Below are 6903 nucleotides of genomic sequence, written 5' to 3' on the forward strand. Positions count from 1 at the left end.
TTCTCCTATTTCGTGCCTTGGCAATTATAAGGAAACGTTTCGCACATTCTTTCACAAACATAACCCATAATCTTCATTTGTTACAGGAATGCTGCCCAGTTTGTTTAACTAGCACTAAGAATAATCCACCAGAAATCCGTTTTCTCTGTTTTTAAGTTGTAGACGATTTAGAATTCGAAATCCCCGTCCTTCATTAGCAGGACTTCAGTTCCACCTTCTTTAATGCCCACTACTTTCATATCATCGGTACCAAAGGTCACATTGACTAACAAAAGTGAAGTATTCAGACCCGCTGCCTTCAACTCTTCCTCAGATTGATCAATGCCATTTTGAATATTGGAGGGAGATGCATTTCCGATTCCAATATGACAGGCCGTATTTTCATCAAACAAGGTATTGTAAAAAAGAGTATCTGCCTGAGCAAGAGGAGATTTATTAGAGACTAAGGCAATTTCACCTAGATAATGTGAACCTTCGTCTGTTTCGATCAGATTTTGTAACACTTCTTGTCCCTTTGCGGCATAATAGTCGGTAATCTGTCCATCTTTAAAAATTAGATAAAATTCCTCGATGACACTTCCGCCATAGATAAGCGGTTTCGTACCTACCAATTTGCCAGTCACCTTATTTTTGTGGGGAGCAGTAAATATTTCTTCCGTAGGAATGTTCGGAAAGAAAGGTATTTCATTTTTATCTATGACACCACCACCGATATAAAGATGATTTTTAGGTAGACCAACTAATAAATCCGTTCCACGGCTATTGGTAAAATGCAAGGCGTCAAATTGGCGATCGTTTAAAAACGTTTTCCGGGACTCGAAGGATCGGTCATGATCTTTCCAGTCTTTGATAGGATTTGTTCCATCTACCCGCGCTCCACGTAAGATGGCTAGCCATAACGATTGCACGGCTTCTTCTTTACTTACGTGAGGAAATACTTTCGTGGCCCATGCGAAGGACGGAACAGTTAGAAGACACCAGCGTACCTCGTGGGACCTAATCTTTGCATAATAATCCTCCAACTTGGTGCGGGAGGCCTTTTGAAATCGGCTGATCCGTTCTGGGGAAACACCCTTAAAGACATCGAAGTTTTCAGAAATAATATGGATGTAAGCAGCACCTGCATCGTCCCACTCCTTAAAACGGGCAGCCTGCCAATCAGGAAAGTGATCGATGACACGATCTGCTGCATGTAAGTAAAATGCTTTGGTAGACTGTTCATCTGTCCAATCTATAAATACATTTGAAGCTCCTGCCTCGTAGGCTATCGTTTGAATTAGACGTGCAAACGTAGCATTTTGTATATCACTATGAATAATCAATAACTGATTTTTTTGCAGATTTATACCAGCTCGTACAGCAAGTTCTGCATACTTTTTTAACTGTGCTTCACTTATAAATTCATATATTCCTTTAATCATTTAATATCTCCCTAGTGTTGTTCTTGTATAATTTTTACTACAGAACCCTGACCTGCTTAAACTAACCTGCACCGTTTCTTGAATAAAAACAAAACGACCAGACTCGTCACTAATCGTAAGTCATGTTATATATTCGCTTCCGTTAGCAAAAAATTTATTTGCTGGTGCTGGTTCTTGTGATTTTTTTCGGGATAAAATATGCTATTGAAGCAGAAAGAAAGGCAAAAAATAGTGTAAGGAAAAAATTACTATTACTACCTTTAATAATAACTTCTTGAGATAGGTTAGCACTCGCATTCCAAGCCTCTGTTATATCTGGTGTATAAAAAAATGTAAGAAGCATTCCAGATAGAGCCTGTAATAATGAAAATAATAATACAAAGCTGATGGCAAAGATAATATATTTTTTCAATATTGACCCCCCCTATTATTATAGCGTCTCTATTTTACTACGAACTTGTTAGATAGAAGTTTCACTATTCCAATAACCTGCCCAATTGTTAAAGAAAGAGCATTGCCGTTGTTGTGGTAATGCATCCAAGATAGTTTAAGTAACTTCTTTCACAAGACTGATAATTAATTGAAAGCTAATAAATCTAAATTCTCTTCTGTAATCATAATCTATTAATATCTCTAAGATTATTTATTTTTATCCCAATCATAGGGCTTCTTTGCCCAATTCCATAAAGTATTAATCAAAAATACAATGACTGAAATTCCAATATTATCTACCCACTGGACTTCTTCTGAAAATAAAATGTCGCTAATTGTGAATCCGACAAAAAATATCAATCCATATATCATGCTATCTCTGAACATATTATCCCCCAAAACAAGACATCAAAGATACAACGTACGCATCTGCATTATATAAACTATATTAAAACGGATTAGAATTACTCTTTAGGAAAGGGGTTATAACTTCTTTTTCAGCAATTTCTAACTTTTTCTTAATTTCGGTTGGACTATCGTAGAAATTAAAATTTAGTTCCTTTTGATAATTAGTAAGGGTATCTATAACCGTTTTTATATCTTCTGCATCGGAACTATGTAGTGTTTCATCGTTAATTTTTATTAATAGGTTATGTATATATACGTTTAAGTCAGTGTGAAACCTTTCCAAATCATTTGGAATAGATACATCATCAAACAACTTTATGTTAGCAAAATTTAAAGTTAATGCGGTTGTTAGATCGATTTCACTAAATTCATTTGTATCATTTAGCGAGGAATTTAACTCGATTTTTATACTTTCTTGATTTTTGACAAATTCTCTTAACAAGTTCTGTTCATTTTGGACAAGGGTTTCTTCTGCTTGATTAAACTTTACTACAAAAAACGTAGCAAATATTACTAATAATACATTGGCTATACAACTAGTAATCAATAACTTTTTGTACTTCAATTTTTCCCCTTCTTTTCTTTGAATTTTCTAATTACCAATTAAAATATAAAACGTCAAACCGACATAACGGCCCTTTACCAAAATAAGAGTGCCGTATCGACAACTCCCATTTGTTGAAGATTGAGTTTAAGAATTGGTAACAAGAACAACTAAGCTACCACCGATTTCAAATGGATTCTTTATATTTCCTTCAACCACATTCCCTTTGAAAACTATCTCCAAATCGATAGGTTCATAATCCTCTTTAAGATCATTAGGTATTGAAAACTCCTTTGTTTCATTTGATTTAATCTTAAATTCTTCCATATATTCGACTACTGTTTCTCTTTCACTATTACTGTTTAATATCTTGGATTTTTAAACTTTATTAAATCACTAACATTATATTCCTTATTAAAAATTTCTTCTTCCTCTTTAGTCAAATGAATTTCAAAATTAGAGTTAAAAGCGTTTCTAATCTCCTCTTCTTTTAAACCTTTGGAGTAAAAAAACAGTTTCCAATTATACCTGGCAAAGTTTTCGCTTTCATTATTTTGTTCATAACCATCTCCAGACCGAAACCTATCATGATCATCAATTGAATTCAAAGCTTTGTAGGATTGTCTAATCCGTGTGTTTCAACATCATTGTACTCTTCATCGCTTAATGGTGAAACAATTGCATCAACTTTGCTTTCTTGTTCTTGTCTACTATTACAAGCCGTTAAGAATAAAATTAAAACCGAAATGAAAAATAAAGCCAAAAATTTTTTCATTTACTATCCCTCCTCCTTCCTACAAAAGAAATTTGACATAAAAAACTAAAACTTATGCGACTATCCTGCTTCTATAACTGAAAAAGGGTGCAATTCCTACCACTCTTACTGAATGTTAGTATTTATGTATCCTAAATTATCAGAGATACTTTTTAATACTTCTATCAATTCTTTAATTTGATAGCCAATAAATACCAAACTTACAGCAATTACTAATAAAATTATAATTTTGAATAACTCCTTGCTCTCCATGATAATCCTCCTCGTATAATTGGGTTTAGTCCGTTCTACTGCCACTTTAAAACAATAAGACCTGTATCCCTTGTACCAGATAAGCCCCCTTGAAAGTTATCACTTTTTTACTAAGTCAATAAGGTAGTGAATTTGTGCAATTAAATATGAAAGGAGAAATACTAATACTGTGCCACCACCTAATATTATTTTTTCTAATACGTGTGCACCTTCAACATGAAACATGCTTTCACAAATAATATAAATAGCAAGACTCGCTGCCAAAGTACCAAAAAAAATACTAATATACTTCCCCATAAAAATATCCCCCCTTAGTACTTCCTTTAGCTGTTGCTCACCTTTTGTTGAAGATGTTTAATAATTTGAGGCAACACCGAATTTAATTCCTTTTATTAACCAAACAATTGCTGTAACAACTAACGGCAATACGATACTCCATGAACTTAAAGAAACAGAAGAATGATATAACCCCGAAAAAACAATATCCGTAATCATTGTTAATATGAGTGTCACTAATGGTGCTAACCACCACTTGTTTGTTTTAAAATATACTATAAGTGCAGGTACAATCGTGATGATAGGGACTATGATTAACTGCCATATAAACCCGTCAATTACAAAGTCGCCCATATAAACCCACCCCTTCAAAATATTAATTAACTTAATCCTAACAAATATATTTCATGAGCTTTTTTACTACATTTTGAACTGCTCCATACCTACAAAAGAAGTATTACCGTTGTTGTGGTAATGCCACCGTTACTTAAATATCGTCAAATTTAACTATTTTTATGAATTGCTTTAGGCAGGTTCGGAATTAATTCCATGCATTAAATATGAGTCTAATTAATTTCCCTATTATTTTGAATGGCAACAGTATTATCTCAGGTACAAGGTACAACACATCGTACACAAAGTCCTTGAACCCATATTTACCCTTCCCTTTGCGGTCTCTTCGCTTCATTTCCCATCATCCTATCATTAACTGAACTGGTGTTTGAATTTATTTTTTATACTTCTCGTTATACTCCTCGAAAACTTCAGTTGTAATCTTTTTATTGAACTCTTTCCGTTTTCCATAACATTCAACTCTATCCCTTTATCAGAGATGAATTTGATTGTTTTTTCATCATCTTGATATTTCGTTATTGGCAGCTCAACTTCCATTGCCTCGACTTCAGAATAAAAATGTAGACGCGTTATCAGAGGCTTCATCGTAGCCTTTTTGAACTTTTTCAGCTATCAATGGATACTTATTAGAGGATCTTAATTCCTCCGCCAACTTCATTTGTTGATACAAAATATCGTTTAATTCATCTTCATTTACGGTTTTTGTTTCCGTTGCGACTTCTTTGTTTTTCTCAAAAGAATTCGCCTTACTATGGACAATCATGTTCGGTATATTCACCAATGCAAAAATTAAAACAATCACCCCCACTATTATGCTAACAATCTTCTTCATAACTCACTCCAGCTAGTGCTAATTGTTTTTTTAATACTTCCAAATCATTAGCTTCATAGGCTTCTAAAGCTGAATCATATGAACTTAAACCACATCGTAACTTTGCAAGAGTTGTATAAACATATCTTGTTTTAGTTGGTCGCTTAGTAAAAATCCACCGTTTACTAAAAGAATAAATGTTGAAATAATAATTATTAATCAACGCAAATTTATTCCCCCATTTACAATAATTTTCACACTAGTCTAATCAACTAAAGCTCACCTTTAGTTTAAATTCTCCATAGCCATCTAAATAATTTCATAAAACTATCAATAATCCATTGATTTTTTTGAATAATTAAATAACTTACTATAATAGAGACAAAGAAAGAAACAGTCGGTAAATTAGTATATAAAATACCTGTTACCAATTGGTATAAAATAATTGATGTAATTAGAAGAGACATTATATAAGCTATACCTCTTTTCATATTGCACCCACTTCTACTAAATTTATATATATTGTGAATAAGCTCCCCGTTAGCTGAACTGTTCTTCTGGAGATTTCTGACAAGCATTCTTTGTCACATAAGTACCAGCAATAAAATCATGAATAGCACGTTTATCTTCCCTGATACCAACCATAAAAGCACTTATAATAATACCAATCCCTAACGTAAGAGCATAAACAATCGAAGCCACTCTCTCTCTTAATAGCATTGTTCTATATCCTACATTACCACCATCAATACCGACAATCCGATTTCTTACCACTCGCCTCCCTAAAGTGTATCCACACCAAATAATAGGTAATATAATGCCATACAAGAATCCTGATAAATCAATAAGACGATAATTATAAACATCTGTAAACAAATACAAGTCTCCGTATAGAGGTATTGAAATGAGAGCTATCGACACAGATATAATAATAATATCTAAAATTCGTGCAGTTACCCTATTCCAAAAACCAGCTGGATTATTAACTCTGATAAAAAACTCCCCCTCTAGAATTGCTTTGAATGTATTTTTTCAACAAACTGCCCTTTACTTCAACAAAGGAAAGCAAGTACCTTTGTTCAGTATTCGCACCCTTTACTTTAAAAGATAAATACTAAGGTGGATAAAACTAATGCAATAATTGCAAAAAGAAATCGAACAAATACATTTCTTATTTCTTCTTCTGCTTCTGCTTTCCTCATATCTCTTCTGTATTCAAACCAACTATAGATGGTAAAAATGAAAAGATAAATTATCAATAGAAGTTGTAATAGCAAAAATAAGCCTCCTTAACAATGATTTCACATAAAAACCCAAGAACCTTATTAAAGATTACTGCCCTTTACTTCAAGAAGTAGCATTACCACTCTTTCGGTAATCCCACTCGTTTGTTTAAAAATTACTTAATTTAGGGTTACAATTTTTCATAACCACAACAAAAACGCGGATACACCCAGAACGAAAATTGTAGTTATAAGTAATAATGTGAAATGTTCTTTTTTTTCGTTAACTAACATTTCAATAAGTTTGACAGCATTAGATAAACCTAAAGAAAGAAGCATACCAAAAAGTAATAAATTTGGAGAATCATTTAAAGTATTCGAACCTACTAACCCCGAAATAGATATAA

The 6903-nt window shown here is 33.1% G+C and carries 12 protein-coding genes; all 12 read right to left on the reverse strand.

The window, feature by feature from the left end; genetic code table 11:
• Positions 1 to 167: 167 nt before the first annotated feature.
• Complete coding sequence (locus FCI53_RS12720; protein WP_138419444.1) at positions 168 to 1421, reverse strand: aminopeptidase; 1254 nt, start codon at positions 1419 to 1421, stop codon at positions 168 to 170.
• 154 nt (positions 1422 to 1575) lie between these two features.
• On the reverse strand, positions 1576 to 1833 hold the full coding sequence (locus FCI53_RS12725) for a hypothetical protein (RefSeq protein ID WP_138419445.1): 258 nt from the start codon (positions 1831 to 1833) through the stop codon (positions 1576 to 1578).
• Between the two features lie 468 nt (positions 1834 to 2301).
• A complete protein-coding gene (locus tag FCI53_RS12730) occupies positions 2302 to 2826 on the reverse strand; it encodes a hypothetical protein (protein WP_138419446.1) in 525 nt (174 codons plus the stop codon).
• Between the two features lie 126 nt (positions 2827 to 2952).
• Positions 2953 to 3132 carry a hypothetical protein gene (locus FCI53_RS12735; RefSeq protein WP_138419447.1) on the reverse strand — a complete coding sequence of 60 codons (180 nt, stop codon included), beginning with the start codon at positions 3130 to 3132 and terminating at the stop codon, positions 2953 to 2955.
• A gap of 277 nt (positions 3133 to 3409) precedes the next feature.
• On the reverse strand, positions 3410 to 3580 hold the full coding sequence (locus FCI53_RS21465) for a hypothetical protein (RefSeq protein WP_171038164.1): 171 nt from the start codon (positions 3578 to 3580) through the stop codon (positions 3410 to 3412).
• Between the two features lie 105 nt (positions 3581 to 3685).
• Positions 3686 to 3832: a hypothetical protein gene (locus FCI53_RS21470; protein ID WP_171038165.1), complete on the reverse strand. Its 147-nt coding sequence runs from the start codon at positions 3830 to 3832 to the stop codon at positions 3686 to 3688.
• 99 nt (positions 3833 to 3931) lie between these two features.
• Positions 3932 to 4129, reverse strand: a complete 198-nt coding sequence (locus FCI53_RS12740) for a hypothetical protein (protein WP_138419448.1) — start codon at positions 4127 to 4129, stop codon at positions 3932 to 3934.
• Between the two features lie 57 nt (positions 4130 to 4186).
• Positions 4187 to 4462, reverse strand: coding sequence for a hypothetical protein (locus FCI53_RS12745; RefSeq protein ID WP_138419449.1), 276 nt, complete (start codon positions 4460 to 4462; stop codon positions 4187 to 4189).
• Positions 4463 to 5009: 547 nt separating this feature from the next.
• Positions 5010 to 5294 carry a hypothetical protein gene (locus tag FCI53_RS12750; RefSeq protein ID WP_138419450.1) on the reverse strand — a complete coding sequence of 95 codons (285 nt, stop codon included), beginning with the start codon at positions 5292 to 5294 and terminating at the stop codon, positions 5010 to 5012.
• 519 nt (positions 5295 to 5813) lie between these two features.
• On the reverse strand, positions 5814 to 6266 hold the full coding sequence (locus tag FCI53_RS12755; RefSeq protein ID WP_138419451.1) for an RDD family protein: 453 nt from the start codon (positions 6264 to 6266) through the stop codon (positions 5814 to 5816).
• A gap of 107 nt (positions 6267 to 6373) precedes the next feature.
• Entirely contained in the window at positions 6374 to 6550 is a 177-nt protein-coding gene (locus FCI53_RS21475; protein ID WP_171038166.1) for a hypothetical protein, read from the reverse strand.
• A gap of 147 nt (positions 6551 to 6697) precedes the next feature.
• Positions 6698 to 6903 (reverse strand): hypothetical protein (locus tag FCI53_RS21695; protein WP_210238498.1); only part of this gene is annotated, 206 nt, incomplete at its 5' end.

Origin of the sequence: Aquibacillus sediminis (genome assembly GCF_005870085.1) — a bacterium.
GTDB classification, from domain to species: Bacteria; Bacillota; Bacilli; order Bacillales; family Amphibacillaceae; genus Aquibacillus_E; species Aquibacillus_E sediminis.

Bases quoted from the DNA above. Each gene is read 5' to 3' on its own strand.
- FCI53_RS12735 (WP_138419447.1), bottom strand. From the start codon at position 3,132: ATGGAAGAATTTAAGATTAAATCAAATGAAACAAAGGAGTTTTCAATA.
- FCI53_RS12750 (WP_138419450.1), bottom strand. From the start codon at position 5,294: ATGAAGAAGATTGTTAGCATAATAGTGGGGGTGATTGTTTTAATTTTT.
- FCI53_RS12745 (WP_138419449.1), bottom strand. From the start codon at position 4,462: ATGGGCGACTTTGTAATTGACGGGTTTATATGGCAGTTAATCATAGTC.
- FCI53_RS21465 (WP_171038164.1), bottom strand. From the start codon at position 3,580: ATGAAAAAATTTTTGGCTTTATTTTTCATTTCGGTTTTAATTTTATTC.
- FCI53_RS21470 (WP_171038165.1), bottom strand. From the start codon at position 3,832: ATGGAGAGCAAGGAGTTATTCAAAATTATAATTTTATTAGTAATTGCT.
- FCI53_RS12740 (WP_138419448.1), bottom strand. From the start codon at position 4,129: ATGGGGAAGTATATTAGTATTTTTTTTGGTACTTTGGCAGCGAGTCTT.
- FCI53_RS12720 (WP_138419444.1), bottom strand. From the start codon at position 1,421: ATGATTAAAGGAATATATGAATTTATAAGTGAAGCACAGTTAAAAAAG.